Source organism: Bradyrhizobium sp. HKCCYLRH3099 (assembly GCF_051167855.1).
In the GTDB taxonomy this organism is placed as follows: Bacteria; Pseudomonadota; Alphaproteobacteria; order Rhizobiales; family Xanthobacteraceae; genus Bradyrhizobium.
The window spans coordinates 52,207-69,144 of the sequence record NZ_JBNPTW010000003.1 but is presented as its reverse complement, the minus strand read 5'-3'; the positions used below and the strand labels follow the sequence as shown (position 1 = coordinate 69,144).

Sequence of the window (16,938 nt, the reverse complement as noted above, 5' to 3'; positions counted from 1 at the left end):
ACGACCACCGCGCGCCGGTGTCGGAGCCGACGCACGCCCGCGGCGAGTCGTGCTGCCGGCACGGCAGCAATGCGAGGGCGTGCCAAATGGCCTGCGATTATCCGCAGCCTTCGGGCGCGTTCAACTGGGAAAAATTGGGCGCATCGCTGCCGGCCGTCGGCGACATCCGACGGCGGAGCGGTCCGGTCGATGACCGGCGGCGCTTACTCGCCCTTGAGATCCTCGGGCCGCGGCATCGAGATGACGTTGTAGCCGGAATCGACGTAGTGGATCTCGCCGGTGACGCCGCCGGACAGCTCCGAGAGCAGGTAGAGCGCCGAGCCGCCGAGTTCCTCCAGGGTCACGCCGCGGCCGAGCGGCGAGTGCTTCTGCTGGAACGCGAACATGAAGCGGGCATCGCCGATGCCGGAACCGGCGAGCGTGCGCACGGGACCCGCCGAGATAGCATTGACGCGGATCGCGCGGCGGCCGTAGTCGGCGGCGAGATAGCGCACGGAGGCTTCGAGCGCGGCCTTGGCGACGCCCATCACATTGTAGTTCGGCATCACGCGGTTGGAGCCGTCGAAGGTCAAGGTGATCATGCTGCCGCCACTCTCCGGCATCAGCTCGGCGGCGCGCTTGGCGATCTCGGTGAAGGAGAAGCAGGAGATCAGCATGGTGCGCGAGAAGTTCTCGCGCGAGGTGTCGGCGTAGCGGCCCTTGAGTTCGTTCTTGTCGGAGAAGGCGACGGCGTGAACGATGAAGTCGAGCCCGCCCCAGGCCTCGCGCAAGCTCGCGAACACGCTGTCGACGCTGGCGATATCCTCGACGTCGCAGGGCAGCACGTGCTTCACGCCGAGCTCATCGGCGAGCGGACGAACGCGCTTGCCGAGCGCGTCGCCCTGATAGGTGAACGCCATCTCGGCGCCGTGCGCGGCGAGCGTTTTGGCGATGCCCCACGCGATCGAATGGTCGTTGGCGATGCCCATCACCAGACCGCGCTTGCCTGCCATCAGACCCTGCATGATGTGTCTCCTTCGTCATGCCGGGCGCCTGCCCTGGCAGCTTGAAACGACCGCCCGCCAAACAAGCCGATGGCCGGACATCGGTGCGAAGACGTTGCCTCGCGCTGTTGCCCGGCCATGATGCCGTTGGAACGATCCTGTTCGAAAATCCTAGGCGTCGAGGTGCTTGAAGACCAGCGTCGCGTTGGTGCCGCCGAAGCCGAACGAGTTCGACAGCACCGTGCCGAGCTTGGCGTTGTCGATGCGCTTGCGCACGATCGGCATGTCGGCGAACACCGGATCGAGCTCGGTGATATTGGCGCTCTCGCAGATGAAGCCGTTCTTCATCATCAGCAGCGAATAGATCGCCTCCTGGACGCCGGTGGCGCCGAGCGAGTGGCCCGTCAGCGCCTTGGTCGCCGCGATCGGCGGGCACTTCTCGCCCGAGCCGAACACCTTGCGGATCGCCTCGATCTCCGGCGGATCACCGGCAGGCGTCGAGGTTGCGTGCGGATTGATGTAGTCGATCTTCGTCTTCACCGTCGACAGCGCCATCTGCATGCAGCGCTCGGCGCCCTCGCCCGACGGCGCGACCATGTCGTAGCCGTCCGAGGTCGCGCCATAACCGACGATCTCGCCATAGATCTTGGCGCCGCGCGCCTTGGCGCGCTCGAGCTCCTCAAGCACCAGGACGCCGGCGCCGCCGGCGATGACGAAGCCGTCGCGGCTCACATCGTAGGGGCGCGAGGCCGTGGCGGGCGTATCGTTGTGCTTGGACGACATCGCGCCCATCGCGTCGAACAGCACCGACAGCGACCAGTCGAGCTCCTCGCAGCCGCCGGCGAACATCACGTCCTGCTTGCCGTACTGGATCATCTCATAGGCATTGCCGATGCAATGGTTGGAGGTCGCGCAGGCCGAGGAGATCGAGTAGTTGACGCCCTTGATCTTGAACCAGGTCGCGAGCGTCGCCGACGCGGTCGACGACATCGCCTTCGGCACTGCGAAAGGACCGACCCGCTTCGGGCCCTTGGTGCGGGTGATATCGGCCGCCTCGACCAGCGTGCGCGTCGACGGCCCGCCCGACCCCATGATGATGCCGGACCGGACATTGGAAACGTCGGTCGGCTCCAGGCCGGAATCGAGGATCGCCTGCTCCATCGCGACGTGATTCCACGCCGCGCCCTCGCCGAGGAAACGCATCGCGCGGCGATCGACCACTTCCGCCGGGTTCAGCGTCGGCGCACCTTGCACCTGCGAACGAAAACCAAGCTCGGCATATTTCTCGGCGCGGGAGATGCCGGACTTCGCCTCATACAGGCTGGCCAACACCTCCTGGGTGTTGTTGCCGATCGATGAGACGATGCCCATGCCCGTGATGACGACCCGCCTCATGATGTCCGCCTCGCCTTGCTCATATGTTCTGTGGTGATCGTGCCTGCTTCACTGTCTGCGGCATGCGCCCGACGGTTCACGACGGCGCGTTGCCCTGCTTGAACAGACCGACCTTCAGGTCCTTGGCGCGATAGATAATCTCGCCATCCATCGAAAGCCACCCGTCGGCGATACCGAGAACCAGCTTTGAGCGCATCACGCGCTTGATGTCGACGTTGTACACAACCTTGCGGGCGGTCGGCAGAACCTGGCCCGAGAATTTCAAGTCGCCAAGACCGAGCGCGCGGCCGCGGCCTTCGCCGCCGCTCCAGCCGAGGAAGAAGCCGACCATCTGCCACATCGCGTCGAGGCCGAGACAGCCCGGCATGACCGGATCGTTCTTGAAATGGCAGCCGAAGAACCAGAGGTCCGGCTTGACGTCGAGCTCGGCGCGCACGACGCCCTTGCCGTACTCGCCGCCGGTCTCGGTGATCTCGACGATGCGATCGAACATCAGCATCGGCGGCAGCGGCAGCTGCGCGTTGCCGGGACCGAACAGCTCCCCGCGGCCACAGGCCAGCAGGTCCTCGTATTCATAAGCGCTGCGTCGATCCAGCATGCTCGATGGCCTTTCTCAACGATCCCCGGTGGAAATGGTGCCGCGCGACGTGGACCGCTTCCGCGCGTCGACCCTCGCGCGCCCTGGCCGGACAGCCAGCCGCTCGGTACGATGGCTGGACCATCGCACCCAACGGGATGACCAGCCAATCGCGAGCGCATCGCAGCTCGGATCCACGGACATGGCCCTCGCGGCCAACCGCGCCATGGCAGGGCAAATCGGGGTCCGGGCGCTCTCTAACATAGGGGATTGCGGCGTCAATGCGCGTATCCGGGTAAATCGACGCGGCACGGCGGCCGGTCAACGAACCGCCCCACAAATGCAGTTTAGGGGCGTTCTAGATACGTTAGTTGCGATAAGCTTGCATCTGACGGGGTTTCTTCCTATATCGGTTGTGGATGAGTGCGAATTTCGTGGTGCGCGAAGTGGATGTGAGCAACAACGCCTCGATGAGTGGCCATGACCGGGGGACCCCGGAGGGTCTCGGCAGCGGCCGCCAGCCGGCGCTGAACGGCTGCCCGTGGCATGACGTCAACGAGATGCTGCAGTCGGCGGGCCTGCGCCCGACCCGCCAGCGCATGGCCCTGGGCTGGCTGCTGTTCGGCAAGGGTGCGCGGCACCTGACGGCCGAAATGCTGTACGAAGAAGCGACCCTGGCCAAGGTCCCGGTATCGCTCGCCACCGTCTACAACACGCTGAACCAGCTGACCGACGCCGGCCTGCTGCGTCAGGTCAGTGTCGACGGCACCAAGACCTATTTCGATACCAACGTGACCGCGCACCACCACTTCTATCTCGAGAACAATCACGAGCTGGTGGACATTCCGGACCAGCATCTGGCGCTGTCGAAGCTGCCGGAAGCGCCGGAGGGTTACGAGATCGCGCGCATCGACATGGTGGTGCGGCTGCGCAAGAAGCGCTGAGCCGCGACGATAGATCGGTCATTTGAAAGGCCCGCCCTTGCCGGCGGGCCTTTCCGTGTCTGGACGCCGACCGAAATGCGGCGGCCAGCGCTGCACCCCTCAGTTCACCTGCTCGTCCGCGTAAACGCCCCACAGCCTCTGCTGCTCGATCCAGCCGTCGAATCCGTTGCCGAGCACCCGGCACCAGCCATTGGTGCACTTCTTGACCTGCGCGATGACCCCGGCCTGCAGCCGCGCCGTCACGGCGCTGCTGGCTGACGCGCTCTCATAGACCGCCGCCAGATCATCCTTGTTCTTCATCGTCACGACCGCGGTGCGGCGTCCGGACAGCAGCGAGTGATAGACCCAGCCCTCCGATCCCTCGGAATCGCGCACGCGCCGCCAGTTCTCATACTCCGCGGTGATTTCGACCGGCAGGCCCGAGCGCGTGTAGACCCAGGCCACGTCATTGTCCTTGGTCGGACCGGCGCGCACGTTCACATGGTCGGATTTCAAGCTGACGTAACGCGGCACAGGCAGGCCGCTCGTGGTGAGAACCGAATCCTTGGCCACAGCGCCGGTGCTCACCGAACCGTGGAGCAGACTGACGCAGAAAATGCCGACGACAATTGCGGCTGCACCGAGACGTCCCAACGCGACTGAACTCAACTCACTCTCCCTCGCAAGGATCGACGCATGGTCGCGTCCATGATCCTTCGCCCGATCCCCATCGAACCGCCGGGCTGCCCCCCTTCGTGCACAGAGAGGGCTTGCCGCGGCGCAGGTTCCTGACCCGCCGTTGGCTTCTTGTCTTGGCCCGGCCTTCTGCTAGACAGGACCGAACACAAGCGGCCAGGAAGCGCCTGAGAATCGCTCGCGAACCCCTGTCAGGGACGGATCGGCCCACCTGCGAGATCCGACACGACCAGTCCAGGGACACGCCCTTCTCAGACGACGACGGTAGTTTCGGCGAACCCGGTTAATGAGGTCTGAAGGATCTCATGAGAGCAGCACATGTCAGGTAGGAAAAAGCCCCTCGTCGTGGTGACACGCAAGCTGCCGGACTCGGTCGAGACGCGGATGCGCGAGCTGTTCGACGCGCGCCTCAATCTCGACGACGAGCCGATGAGCCAGGAGCAGCTCGCCGACGCCGTGCGCACCGCGGAGGTGCTGGTTCCGACCGTCACCGACCACATCACCGCCGACATTCTCAATCAGCCCGACTGCAAGCTGCGGCTGATCGCCAATTTCGGCAATGGCGTCGACAACATCGACGTCGCCGCGGCGGTCGCGCGCGGCATCACCGTCACCAACACGCCGAAGGTTCTCACCGAGGACACCGCCGACATGACCATGGCGCTGATCCTCGCCGTGCCGCGGCGGCTGATCGAAGGCGCCTCGATCCTCACCGAGGGCAAGAACTGGGCGGGCTGGTCGCCGACCTGGATGCTCGGCCACCGCATCGGCGGCAAGCGCCTGGGCATCATCGGCATGGGCCGCATCGGTCAGGCGGTGGCGCGACGCGCCCGCGCCTTCGGCCTGCAGATCCATTATCACAACCGCCGCCCGGTCGCCCCCGTCATCGCCGACGAGCTCGGCGCCACCTATTGGGAGAGCCTCGACCAGATGCTGGCGCGGATGGACATCATCTCGGTGAACTGCCCGCACACGCCTGCGACGTTCCATCTGTTGTCGGCGCGCCGTCTCAAGCTGATCCGCAAGGACGCCTACATCGTCAACACCGCGCGCGGCGAGGTGATCGACGAGGAGACGCTGACGCGGCTGGTCGAAGCCGGCGACATCGCCGGCGCCGGGCTCGACGTGTTCGAGCATGAGCCCGCCGTCAACCCGCGTCTCGTGCGGCTCGCCAAGGCCGGCAAGGTGACCTTACTGCCGCATATGGGCTCGGCCACCATCGAGGGCCGCGTCGAGATGGGCGAGAAGGTCATCATCAACATCAAGACCTTCCTGGACAACCACCGCCCGCCGGACCGCGTGCTGCCGAGCATGCTGTAGGCCACGCGGCCGACCTCACACTCGGTGTCGTCCCGGCCTCCGAGCCGGGACCCATATCCCCAGGGTGTGGTTTTGAGGCACGCGGGCCGTTGGCTTTTTACCCATCACGACCGCCGCGGAGTATAGGTCCCGGATCGGCGCCCACCGACACGTTGCGTCGACGGGCTTGTCCGGGACGACGGCGGAGTGTGTGGTGACGGGCTCGGCTCAAGCCCGCGCGTCACTTCCGGTGCGCGCTCAGATCCGCAATCACCGGCCCATCCCCATTCAGCGGGTTCGCGGGATCGCGGCCATAGCGCAGCGTCTCGAACCGCATGGTGCGCGCATCGAGCATCAATAGCCGCCCGACCAATCCTTCGCCGAAGCCGACGATCTCGCGGATCGCCTCCAGCGCCATCATCGAGCCGAGCATGCCGGCGAGCGCGCCCATCACGCCGGCTTCGGCGCAGGCTGGGACCGTGCCGGGCGGCGGCGGCTCCGGGAACAGGCAGCGATAGGTCGGATTGAACGCGCCCTGGTCATTGCGCTCATGCGCGCGGATCGTGGTCAGCGACGCATCGAAGGTGCCGAGCGCGCCTGTGATCAGCGGCTTGCCGGCCAGGAAGCAGGCATCGGAGGCAAGATAGCGGGTGTCGAAGTTATCGGAGCCGTCGAGCACGAGATCATAGCCGCCGATCAGATCGAGCGCGTTGTCGGCATTGAGCCAGGTCCGATGCGCGACGACGCTCACATGCGGATTGAGAGCGTTGATCCGCTCGGCCGCACTGTCCACCTTCGGCCTGCCGATATCCGGCGTGGCATGGATGACCTGGCGCTGCAGGTTCGACAGCGACACCACGTCGTCATCGACCACGCCGATGGTGCCGACGCCGGCAGCGGCGAGATACATCAGCGCCGGCGCGCCAAGACCGCCCGCGCCGATCACCAGCACCGAGGCGCGCTTCAGCGCCGCCTGACCGGGACCGCCGACATCGCGCAGCACGATATGGCGGGCATAGCGCTCCACTTCCTCATCGCTCAGCATCGTTACGCACGTCCTCCCGCTGTCGGATCGCGGTCAGCCGACCCATGGAGACTGGACATCTCCACACTGAACCCTCGCCGGATTGTGACCGACCAAGCAGATGTGCTTATTTACGGCAGCGGCAAGAGCAGCGGGATTTGTCATGAGACGGCTGGCCACGGCAACCTTCATCTGCGCGATCGCCGCGACCACATCGGCAGGGGCCCAGACGCCGCCGACGCAAGGCGCGCTGCCGGGCGCCCAGCCCAAACCAGTCGCGACCCAGCCGATCCGTCCTGGCGTCCAGGCGCCGGCCGACACCGCCAATGCGATGTCCCAGGCCGAGCGGCTGGCGCTGCAATCCGATCTCGCCTGGGTCGGCCAGTACAATGGCGCGATCACCGGCGACGTCAGCGAGCGCATGGTCAATGCGATCAAGGAGTATCAGAAGCTCAAGGGCGGCAAACCGACCGGCGTGCTGAACCCGCAGGAGCGCGCCGTGCTCGCCGACACCGCCCGCCGCAAGCAGGAGGGCGTCGGCTGGAAGCTCGTGACCGAGCCGACCAGCGGCGCGCGTGTGGGCATTCCGACCAAGCTGGTGCCGCAGCAGAGCAGCGACGCCAACGGCTCGAAATGGAGCTCGCCGACCGGCACCGTGCAGGTCGTGCTGTCGCGCCGCAAGGAGGCCAATCCGACCACGGCGGCGCTCGCCGACCGCGAGAAGAAGGAGCCGGGTCGCACCGTCGACTACAGCGTCGTGAAGCCGGACTTCTTCGTGCTGTCGGGCCTTCAGAACCTGAAGAAGTTCTACATTCGCGGCACCTTCAAGGGCGACGAGGTGCGCATCCTGACCATCCTCTACGACCAGGCGACCGAGAACACCGTCGAGCCGGTGGTGATCGCGATGTCCACCGCCTTCACCGCCTTCCCCGCGGCCGCGCTCGCGGCCCAACCGGCGCCGCGCCGGAGCGTCGACTACGGCACCGGCGTCATCGTCAGCCAGGACGGTGCCATCATCGCCGATCGCGAGGTGACCGACGCCTGCGTTGCAATCACGATTCCGGCCCTCGGCCCCGCTGAGCGCATCGCCGAGGACAAGGAGCGCGGACTGGCGCTGCTGCGCGTCTATGGCGCGCGCGGCCTCAAACCGCTGGCGCTGTCGGGCGGAGCGACGAAATCAGCGATCGAGATCGTCGGCATTGCCGATCCGCAGAGCCAGGGCGGAAGTGCCGCGATCAGCATCGTGAAGACGCAGCTTGTCAGCGACACCGCGCTCGCGCCCGCACCGGGTCTCGGCTTCTCCGGCGCCGCCGCGCTCGATGGCGACGGCAAGTTCGCCGGCATCGCGCTGCTGAAGCCGGCGGTGGTGGCGGGCGCGGCAAGCGTGCCGGCGGCCCAGGCCGTGCTGGTGAACGCCGATGCGACGCGCGCCTTTCTCGCCGCCCACGGCGTCAAGCCCGACGGCAGTTCGCTCGACGCCAGGGCGGCAACGGTGCGCGTGATCTGCGTCCGCAAGTAGGCCATTCCTTTGCGATGCGGAGTCTCATCTGAGTGCCCGAGCATGATCACGACGCCATCCGTCGCGCGCTGCAGCGGAACGAACGACTCGTTGGCGTCGATCTGTCGGAGTTCAGCTTCGACGACGATCTGACGGAGTCGGCCCAGTTCGAGGATTGCAGCGCGACCGTCACGCGCTTCGTCGGCGGCGATCTCGCGACATCGCGATGGACGCGCAGCCGCTTCAGCGCCTGCGAATTCGCCAATGTGAACCTGTCCGGCGCGCAATTCGAGGACTGCCGCTTCTTCGACACCGCAGGCACCGCCGGATGTACGTTCCGGTTCTGCGACCTGCGTGGCGCGGTGTTCCGCAACTGTGACCTGATGCTCGCGACCTTCAACGCCTGCGATCTCTGGGACGTCACATTTTCCGATTGCCGGATGTCCGGCGCCACCTTCGAGAAACCGGCCTTCGCTTTCCGCTTGCCGGGCGGGACGAAGGAGAAGAAGGCGGTCCGGCTGGCCGGCATGTTCGAGCGCTGCAGGCTGGACAATGCGGTGCTGCGCGAGGCCGACTTGTCCTCGCTCCGCATTCTCGACTGCGACCTGTCGGGCGCCGAACTGCAGGGCACCTCGCTGATCAACGCCTCGCTGCGCGGGAGCAATCTCGGCAACGCGGCCCTGCAGCTGGCCGATGTGACCGGCGCAGACCTCCGCGGCGCCGACCTGTCCGGGTTCGACCTGCAGGCGCTTCAGAGCTTTTCGGGGCTGCAGGTCTCCGCAAGCCAGCAGCATCATCTGCTGCGCAGCCTCGGCATCGACGTCTCCGCGGACGAAGACTGACCGCCCCCGGCGCTGTGCGCTGCGGCCGGCGTTTACGCTAAATTAAGCATGTCCTTTTAGAAAAAATTAAGGGCCCAACGGCGGCCGACGGGGATCTCATGTGCAGCATCGCGACTGCGCGGGACGATGCCCGGCGATGCCGAACGATCGCCCGCGGCTCCGTGCCGCTCTCTTCCTAGCACCTTGCTATCAACTCGGAACGGCTCCCGCCGTAGTCAAACGGTCTGTCCAATCACAGGCCGCGCATGAGATAGTTCGAACAGTTTTGTCGGCGTGCTGATTCGGACCACCGCGATCCCTCTTCTCACAGTCGGATCGGGCCGGGACTGTCCTGAGCGAGAATAGCTCTGCGTTGCGCGGGTCGCGATGCACTCAGCTTTGGCGTTCTCATAAGTTCCGTCAACATCCGAAGGACTGTCTCCCGATGTACACGATCGTTTTGGCCACGCAGAAGGGCGGCAGCGGCAAGAGCACGCTCGCCATCGGTCTCGCCGTGGCGGCCCAGCAGGCCGGCCACAAGGTGCGCGTGATCGAAACCGACCGCCAGGGCACGCTGACGAAATGGCAGGCGCGCCGCAGCGCCGGCGAGCCGATCGTCGAAGCCGTCTACGATGCCAAGATGATCGAGCCGCGCCTCGAGGCGCTGGCGCGCGACGGCGTCACCGTCTGCGTGATCGACACCGGCGCGGGCATCACCGCATCGAGCACGGCCGCAATCCGCTATTGCGATCTCTGCCTGATCCCGGCGCGGCCGAGCGTCGCCGACATCGAGGCCACGGCGCCGACGCTCAGCGTCGTCAGAGCCTGGCGCAAGCCGTTCGCCTTCGTGCTCAACCAGGCGCCAATCCGCGGCGGCCATCGCATCAGCGACGCGACCACGGCGCTCGACGCCGACGCGCCGCGCGACATCGCCGAGGTGCTGGCGCAGCCCTTCATCATGATGCGCAACGACCACCAGGACGCGCTCGCCGCCGGCCTCGGCGTCAGCGAGTTCGATGCCGGCGGCAAGTCGGCGCAGGAGATCAAGAGCCTGTGGCGCTGGACCGCCGGCAAGCTCGCCGGCGATCACGTCATGCACGAGGCCGGCGAACTCAAGGACGCCAGCGAGCACGCGGAAGTCGAATTCCCGATCATGCTGACGCCGCAGCCGGAAGAGCCCAAGCTGCCGGTGGCGCGCGCCTACCCGACCTGGGCCGACAACGGCATCAACTGGAAGGCGGGCCTTTAATTAGATCGAAGCCCTCGCCGCAAAGGCGGTATGCCCCCTCGCCCCGCTCTTGCGGGGAGAGGGTTGGGGTGAGGGGCAGCCGCACCGGCGGTGCTAATCGTGAGACCTGTACCCCCTTCACCCGGATCGCATCTGATGATGCGATCCGACCTCTCCCCGCCCCAGCGAAGCTTCGCTTCGCCCTGGCGGCGCGAGGTGCACTGAGCACATTGCACGATGCCAGCGTCTCAATGGCGATACGTCCCGTACCAGCAGAGAGAGTGTAGCTCTACCTTGCCCCGCCCTCTCGCATCTCCAGCATCTTGATGCGCGCATCCGCACGACGCAGGCGGCGACACAGCTCGCGATTGATGTTCTGCATCACGATGACATAGGCCTGGATGTCGGCCTTGTAGAGCGCATAGAGCTCGCGTGCCGTCAGCTCGTACAGCACCGTCGAAGTCTCCGCGATCACCGTGGCCGACCTGTTCTGCATCTCCAGCAAGGTCATCTCGCCGAAGAAATCGCCGGGATCGAGATTCGACATGTGGATCACGCCGCCTGTCGCCAGACGCTCGCTGACCTCCAGCGTGCCGCTGTGAACGACGAACATCGAGCGTCCCGGCTCGCCCTCGGCGACGACGGTGACGCCCGCCTCGAAGCGACGCTCGACCAGCATGGATACGAGCCGATCCAGGCTCGCGTCCGACAGGCCGCCGAAGAACGGCGTGGCGAGCAGGAATGCCTTCAGGTCGGGCGAGCTGACAGCCATGGCGCAAGTATACGCCCGCACCCAGCCCCTACAAGCGCACCGCGGGCGTTCCAGCCGTCACCTCAGCGCTGACACTTGGGGCACCAGAACGTCGACCGCCCGTTCTGCACGAAACGCTTCACCACGCCCTCACACCCATCGGTCCGGCACGGCTCGCCCTCGCGGTCATAGACCTGGAACGAGTGCTGGAAATAGCCGAGCTCGCCGGTGGTCTGGCGATGGTCGCGCAGCGACGAGCCGCCGGCACGGATCGCCTCGTTCAGCACGGTGTGGATCGCTTCGACCAGGCGCCTGGCGTGATCGGTCGGGTCACCCTTCTTGGTCGCGAGCGTCGCGGCCAGACGCCGCGGCGACAGATGCGCGCGGAACAGTGCCTCGCAGACATAGATATTGCCGAGCCCCGCGACGACGCGCTGGTCGAGCAGCGCCGCCTTCAGGCTGGTCTTCTTGCCCGCGCAGGCGCGCGCCAGCATCGCCGCGTCGAATGCATTGCCGAGCGGCTCCGGCCCGAGTCCCTTCAGATGCGGCTCGTTGTCGATCTCGCCGCGGCCGATGATCTTCATGAAGCCGAAGCGGCGCGGATCGTTGAAGACGATGTCGGCGCCGGAAGACATGTGAAACACGACGTGGTCGTGCACGCTGTCCTTGCCGCGCGGATAGTGAAACTCGCCCGGCGTCTCCTCGTGCTCGGGCTTGATCACCCGGAATGAGCCGGACATGCCCAGATGCATCAGCAGAACGTCACCGGAGCCGAGATCGGCCAGCAGATACTTGGCGCGGCGGCCGAGACCCCGGACGGTCTGGCCCTGCAGGCGCTTCACAAAATCGGGCTGGAATGGAAATCTGAGGTCGCCGCGCCGCGCCTCGGCGGTGACGATGACGGCGCCTTCCATGACCGGCTGCAACCCGCGCCGGACGGTTTCGACTTCGGGCAGCTCAGGCATCCCAGTTCATTTCACCTTTTGCGTCGTGCGACCATTCACCTTGTCCGGCTGACGTGATAGCGCCTTGGCCGCACCGGCGCTATGGTGCCGTATCGGAGTAAGGGTGATGGATCAGACGGACCAGACCACTCATTTCGGCTTCAGGGACGTGCTTCTGGGCGAGAAGCAGACGCTGGTGAACGACGTGTTTCACAGCGTCGCGTCCCGCTATGACCTGATGAACGACCTGATGTCGGGCGGACTGCACCGCGTCTGGAAGGACATCATGATCAACACGCTGAACCCGCCGAAGAGCGATGCGCCGTTCGCGCTGCTCGACGTCGCCGGGGGCACCGGCGACATCTCCTTCCGTGCCGCCAGGAAGGCCGGCGCCGGCTTCCACGCGACCGTCTGCGACATCAATGGCGACATGCTCGAAGTCGGCCGGCAACGCGCGCTGAAGCAGTATCTCGACGACAAGGTCTCGTTCGTCGAGGGCAATGCCGAGAAGCTCGCCTTCCCCGATCGCTCCTTCGACGCCTATACGATCGCCTTCGGCATCCGCAACGTGCCGCAGATCGAGCTGGCGCTGGCCGAGGCTTATCGCGTGCTCAAGCATGGCGGCCGCTTCCTGTGCCTGGAATTCTCGACCGTCGAGGTGCCCGGGCTCGACAAGCTCTATGACCTGTTCTCCTTCAACGTGATCCCGCAGCTTGGCCGCGCCGTCACCGGTGATGCCGAGTCCTATCGCTACCTCGTCGAATCGATCCGCCAGTTTCCGCGACCGAACGCTTTCGCCGAAATGATTTCGGCGGCCGGCTTCTCGCGTGTCTCCTGGCAGACCCTCTCCGGCGGCATCGTCGCGCTTCATTCCGGCTGGCGTTTGTGATCTCAGCACTGACTCATATCTCCCGGCTCGCCCGAGCCGCCTTCGTGTTCGCGCGCGAGGGCGTGTTCGGCGCCGTCGATCCCAGCCTCGCGCCGCCGCCGGGCCAGCTCGCGCTGAAGCTCGCGCGTCTGGTCGAACGCCCCGGCGCCAAGTCCGGGCCGCGGCTGTCGCGCGCGCTGGAGCGGATGGGGCCGGCCTATCTCAAGCTCGGCCAGTTCCTGGCGACGCGGCCCGACGTTGTCGGCGTCGTGATGGCGCGCGATCTCGAATCCCTGCAGGACCGGCTGCCGCCGTTCCCGCAGGCCGAGGCGGAGGCCGTCATCGCCACCGCGCTGGAACGTCCGATCAGCCAGCTTTACACCTCGCTCGGCCCGCCGGTCGCGGCCGCCTCGATCGCCCAGGTGCATCGCGGCGAGGTCGAGCGCGACGGCGTCCGTCACGCCGTCGCGGTGAAGGTGCTCCGGCCTAACGTCTCGGCGCGCTTCCGGCGCGATCTCGCCGACTTCTTCTTCGTCGCCGAGAAGGCCGAGGCGCATTCGTCGGAGGCCCGCCGCCTGCGCCTGGTCGAAGTCATCAACACGATGTCGCGCTCGGTCGCGATGGAGATGGACCTTCGCCTGGAAGCCGCCGCGCTGTCGGAGATGGCGGAGAACATCAAGGACGATCCGGACTTCCGCGTGCCCGCGGTCGACTGGGACCGCACCGCCAACACCGTGCTGACCATGGAGTGGATCGACGGCATCGCGCTGAACGACCACGTCCGCCTCGCCCAGGCCAATGTCGATCTGCCCGATGTCGGCCGCAAGGTGATCCAGAGCTTTCTGCGCCACGCACTGCGCGACGGCTTCTTCCACGCCGACATGCATCCGGGCAACCTGTTCCTGGACAAGCAAGGCCGCCTGGTTGCCGTCGATTTCGGCATCATGGGCCGGCTCGGCATGAAGGAGCGGCGCTTCCTGGCCGAGATCCTGCTCGGCTTCATCACCCGCGACTACCGCCGCGTCGCCGAGGTGCATTTCGAGGCCGGCTACGTCCCGCCGCATCATTCGGTCGAGAATTTCGCGCAGGCCATCCGCGCCATCGGCGAGCCGATCCACAACCGCACGGCCGAAGAGATCTCGATGGCCAAGCTGCTGACCCTGCTGCTCGAGGTCACCGGCCTGTTCGACATGCGCACCCGCCCCGAGCTGATCCTGCTGCAGAAGACCATGGTGGTGGTCGAAGGCGTGGCGCGCGGCTTCGATCCCAAGCTCGACATCTGGAAGGTCGCCGACCCCGTGGTCCGCGAATGGATCGAGCGCAATCTTGGGCCCCTTGGCCGCATCGAGGGCGCCGTCACCGGCATCGGCGACCTCGCCCGCATCACCGCCACGCTGCCAATTCTCGCCGCCCGCGCCGCCGCCGTGCTCGAGCACATGGAAACGATGACCCGCGACGGCCTGCGCCTGTCGCCCGAAACCATCGCCGCCATGGGCCGCACCGAAGGCAAAAAGAGCCGCTGGCGCGCCATTGCGCTGTGGGTCATCGCGCTGACCTTCATCGGCATCCTGTTCGCGGTGCTCAGGCTGTGATCGGGTGAGAGTCGAGCCATCTCCCCGCCAACGGTGAGCTCCCTCTCCCCGTTCTTCACGGGGGCGCGACGAGCTTCGCTCGCGCTGTGAGGGTTGGGGTGAGGGCCGCCACACCCGCCGACCGTGCGGAAAGCCCCTCTCACCCGGATCGCATCTCGCGATGCGATCCGACCTCTCCCCGCCTTAGCGAAGCTTCGCTTCGCCCTGGCGGGGCGAGGTTGCACCGAGGCCGCCGCCGGGTCGGTGGTCGACGCCAGCGAATGATTGCACTGCCATCATTTTCTGCTAGCATTGACATCACAACGACAATGCTGGGGAGGCGGTCATGGCCAGCCTGACCATCCGCAAGCTCGACGATTCGCTGAAAGCCTATCTCCGCCTGCGCTCGGCGCAGAACGGCCGCTCCGTCGAGGAGGAAGTCCGGGTCATCCTGCGCGCGCTGATCGAGCCGGTCGATCCGTCCGAGCCGCCGTCGACGCCACCCACGCCCCCGCCCGAACCGCTGGTGCCGCAACCCGGCACCGCCCGTGAGGCCCGCGTCACCCTGATCATCGGCGGCGGCATTGCCGCGTACAAATCGCTCGACCTGATCCGGCGGCTGCGGGAGCGCCACATCCATGTCCGCTGCGTCATGACCAAGGCCGCGACCCAGTTCGTCACCGAGCTCGCAGCGTCCGCGCTGTCCGGCGACCGTGTCTTCACCGACCTGTTCGATGCCCGCAGCGAATTCGACGTCGGCCATATCCGGCTGGCGCGCGACTGCGACCTCATCGTGGTCGCGCCGGCCACCGCTGACCTGATGTCCAAGATGGCGCAAGGCGCGGCCGATGATCTCGCCAGCGCCATCCTGCTCGCCGCGAGCCGGCCGATCCTGCTGGCGCCGGCGATGAACCCGATGATGTGGAGCAATCCCGCCACCCGCCGCAACGCCGCGACCCTGCAGCGCGACGGCATCCACATGATCGGGCCGAACGCCGGCGAGATGGCTGAGAAGGGCGAGGCCGGTGTCGGCCGCATGGCCGAGCCGACCGAGATCGCCGACGCCATCGTCGCGATGCTCAAGCCACCCGTGCCGCGCCCGCTCGCGGGCCGCCGCGTGCTGATCACCGCCGGGCCGACGCATGAGCCGATCGACCCGGTGCGCTACATCGCCAACCGCTCTTCCGGCAAACAGGGCTTTGCCATCGCCGCCGCCGCGCAGGCCGCAGGCGCCGACGTGCGGCTGATCGCCGGGCCGGTCGATCTCGCCGACCCCAAGGGCGTCAGAGTCACGCATGTCGAATCGGCGCGGCAGATGCTCGACGCCGTCGAGGCCGAACTGCCGGCCGACGTCGCGATCTTCGCCGCGGCGGTCGCCGACTGGCGGGTGGCCAATGAAGGCGGGCAGAAGCTGAAGAAGACCGACAAGGCGATCCCGCCGCTGCAACTAGTCGAGAACCCCGACATCCTCGCCACCATCTCCAAGCTGACGGAGAAGCGGCCGGGCCTCGTCATCGGCTTCGCCGCCGAGACGGAACACCTGATCGACAACGCCAAGGCCAAATTCGCGCGCAAGGGCTGCGACTGGATCGTCGCCAACGACGTCTCGCCCGCGACCGGCGTGATGGGTGGCGACCGCAACACCGTGCATCTCTTGACGAAGGACGCCGACGGCGTCCATGTCGCGTCCTGGCCGATCATGACCAAGGACGAGGTCGCGACCGCCCTCGTCGCCGAGATCGCCCGAACGATAGGACCATCAGCGTGACGAACAGCATCCGCATCGACGTTCAGATCCTGCCGCATGGCCAGGGCATGCCGCTGCCGGCCTATCAGACCGTGCACGCCGCCGGCATGGACCTGCTCGCCGCGGTGCCGGCCGATGCGCCGCTGACACTCGACCCTGGCCGCCACGCGATGGTACCGACGGGTCTGTCGATCGCGCTTCCCGACGGCTACGAGGCGCAGGTGCGGCCGCGCTCCGGGCTTGCGGCGCGGCATGGCGTCACCGTGCTGAACTCACCGGGCACGATCGACGCCGACTACCGCGGCGAGATCTGCGTGCTGCTGATCAACCACGGCCGGGAGCCGTTCACGATCAAGCGTGGCGAGCGCATCGCGCAGATGGTGATCGCCGCCGTCGTGCGCGCCGAACTCAGCGTCGCCACCACGCTGTCGGAGACCGTGCGCGGCAGCGGTGGTTTCGGCTCGACGGGCCGTTGAACTACGGGCGCTTCGCCACAGTTCCGACTCGGCTATGCCCATCGATGAACGCATTTTCATCCCGTGCAACCACCGTTCACGGTCTGGACTCTTACCGCTGGAGTCCCGATGCGGGTATTGTTGATTGATTCGTGAAA

General features: G+C 66.6%; 16 protein-coding genes. 9 read left to right on the top strand and 7 right to left on the bottom strand.

What is annotated here, in order from left to right; all coding sequences use genetic code 11:
- Nucleotides 1-203: 203 nt before the first annotated feature.
- The 3 genes from fabI to fabA all read right to left on the bottom strand — a co-directional run bounded on the left by fabI (nt 204) and on the right by fabA (nt 2,976).
- On the bottom strand, nt 204-1,004 hold the full coding sequence (fabI, locus tag ACQR1Y_RS08655; protein WP_434876292.1) for an enoyl-ACP reductase FabI: 801 nt from the start codon (nt 1,002-1,004) through the stop codon (nt 204-206).
- Between the two features lie 150 nt (nt 1,005-1,154).
- The gene (gene fabB / locus ACQR1Y_RS08650; protein WP_434876293.1) at nt 1,155-2,378 is read right to left on the bottom strand and encodes a beta-ketoacyl-ACP synthase I; all 1,224 of its coding nucleotides are present in this window, start codon (nt 2,376-2,378) and stop codon (nt 1,155-1,157) included.
- Between the two features lie 76 nt (nt 2,379-2,454).
- Complete coding sequence (gene fabA, locus ACQR1Y_RS08645; protein WP_434858059.1) at nt 2,455-2,976, bottom strand: 3-hydroxyacyl-[acyl-carrier-protein] dehydratase FabA; 522 nt, start codon at nt 2,974-2,976, stop codon at nt 2,455-2,457.
- A 449-nt stretch (nt 2,977-3,425) separates the two neighbouring features.
- Here fabA and irrA point away from each other — a divergent pair, with 449 nt between their 5' ends.
- A complete protein-coding gene (irrA, locus tag ACQR1Y_RS08640) occupies nt 3,426-3,899 on the top strand; it encodes an iron response transcriptional regulator IrrA (protein ID WP_434858294.1) in 474 nt (157 codons plus the stop codon).
- A 99-nt stretch (nt 3,900-3,998) separates the two neighbouring features.
- On the opposite strand, the gene ACQR1Y_RS08635 is transcribed toward irrA, so the two are convergent.
- Nucleotides 3,999-4,547, bottom strand: a complete 549-nt coding sequence (locus ACQR1Y_RS08635) for an SH3 domain-containing protein (RefSeq protein WP_434858058.1) — start codon at nt 4,545-4,547, stop codon at nt 3,999-4,001.
- 345 nt (nt 4,548-4,892) lie between these two features.
- Here ACQR1Y_RS08635 and ACQR1Y_RS08630 point away from each other — a divergent pair, with 345 nt between their 5' ends.
- Nucleotides 4,893-5,894: a 2-hydroxyacid dehydrogenase gene (locus tag ACQR1Y_RS08630; protein WP_434876294.1), complete on the top strand. Its 1,002-nt coding sequence runs from the start codon at nt 4,893-4,895 to the stop codon at nt 5,892-5,894.
- A gap of 220 nt (nt 5,895-6,114) precedes the next feature.
- Here ACQR1Y_RS08630 and ACQR1Y_RS08625 read toward each other — a convergent pair whose 3' ends face one another.
- Entirely contained in the window at nt 6,115-6,918 is an 804-nt protein-coding gene (locus tag ACQR1Y_RS08625) for a HesA/MoeB/ThiF family protein (protein ID WP_434876295.1), read from the bottom strand.
- A 142-nt stretch (nt 6,919-7,060) separates the two neighbouring features.
- Here ACQR1Y_RS08625 and ACQR1Y_RS08620 point away from each other — a divergent pair, with 142 nt between their 5' ends.
- The 3 genes from ACQR1Y_RS08620 (at nt 7,061) to ACQR1Y_RS08610 (ending at nt 10,465) form a co-directional block, all read left to right on the top strand.
- Nucleotides 7,061-8,416, top strand: coding sequence for a peptidoglycan-binding protein (locus ACQR1Y_RS08620; RefSeq protein WP_434876296.1), 1,356 nt, complete (start codon nt 7,061-7,063; stop codon nt 8,414-8,416).
- A gap of 32 nt (nt 8,417-8,448) precedes the next feature.
- Nucleotides 8,449-9,237 carry a pentapeptide repeat-containing protein gene (locus ACQR1Y_RS08615; RefSeq protein ID WP_434876297.1) on the top strand — a complete coding sequence of 263 codons (789 nt, stop codon included), beginning with the start codon at nt 8,449-8,451 and terminating at the stop codon, nt 9,235-9,237.
- A gap of 424 nt (nt 9,238-9,661) precedes the next feature.
- On the top strand, nt 9,662-10,465 hold the full coding sequence (locus ACQR1Y_RS08610; protein ID WP_434876298.1) for an AAA family ATPase: 804 nt from the start codon (nt 9,662-9,664) through the stop codon (nt 10,463-10,465).
- Between the two features lie 268 nt (nt 10,466-10,733).
- Here ACQR1Y_RS08610 and ACQR1Y_RS08605 read toward each other — a convergent pair whose 3' ends face one another.
- Entirely contained in the window at nt 10,734-11,216 is a 483-nt protein-coding gene (locus ACQR1Y_RS08605; RefSeq protein ID WP_434876299.1) for a cyclic nucleotide-binding domain-containing protein, read from the bottom strand.
- Between the two features lie 62 nt (nt 11,217-11,278).
- Nucleotides 11,279-12,160, bottom strand: coding sequence for a bifunctional DNA-formamidopyrimidine glycosylase/DNA-(apurinic or apyrimidinic site) lyase (gene mutM / locus ACQR1Y_RS08600; RefSeq protein ID WP_434876300.1), 882 nt, complete (start codon nt 12,158-12,160; stop codon nt 11,279-11,281).
- Nucleotides 12,161-12,266: 106 nt separating this feature from the next.
- Between mutM and ubiE the strand changes: the two genes are divergently transcribed.
- The 4 genes from ubiE to dut all read left to right on the top strand — a co-directional run bounded on the left by ubiE (nt 12,267) and on the right by dut (nt 16,801).
- On the top strand, nt 12,267-13,028 hold the full coding sequence (gene ubiE / locus ACQR1Y_RS08595; RefSeq protein WP_434876301.1) for a bifunctional demethylmenaquinone methyltransferase/2-methoxy-6-polyprenyl-1,4-benzoquinol methylase UbiE: 762 nt from the start codon (nt 12,267-12,269) through the stop codon (nt 13,026-13,028).
- Nucleotides 13,025-14,599 (top strand): 2-polyprenylphenol 6-hydroxylase, encoded by a 1,575-nt coding sequence (gene ubiB / locus ACQR1Y_RS08590; RefSeq protein WP_434858049.1) that lies wholly within the window; start codon nt 13,025-13,027, stop codon nt 14,597-14,599. The genes ubiE and ubiB overlap by 4 nt, the downstream gene beginning before the upstream one ends.
- Before the next feature lie 325 nt (nt 14,600-14,924).
- Nucleotides 14,925-16,346 carry a bifunctional phosphopantothenoylcysteine decarboxylase/phosphopantothenate--cysteine ligase CoaBC gene (gene coaBC, locus ACQR1Y_RS08585; RefSeq protein ID WP_434876302.1) on the top strand — a complete coding sequence of 474 codons (1,422 nt, stop codon included), beginning with the start codon at nt 14,925-14,927 and terminating at the stop codon, nt 16,344-16,346.
- Nucleotides 16,343-16,801, top strand: coding sequence for a dUTP diphosphatase (dut, locus tag ACQR1Y_RS08580; RefSeq protein ID WP_434876303.1), 459 nt, complete (start codon nt 16,343-16,345; stop codon nt 16,799-16,801). The genes coaBC and dut overlap by 4 nt, the downstream gene beginning before the upstream one ends.
- Nucleotides 16,802-16,938 lie beyond the last annotated feature (137 nt).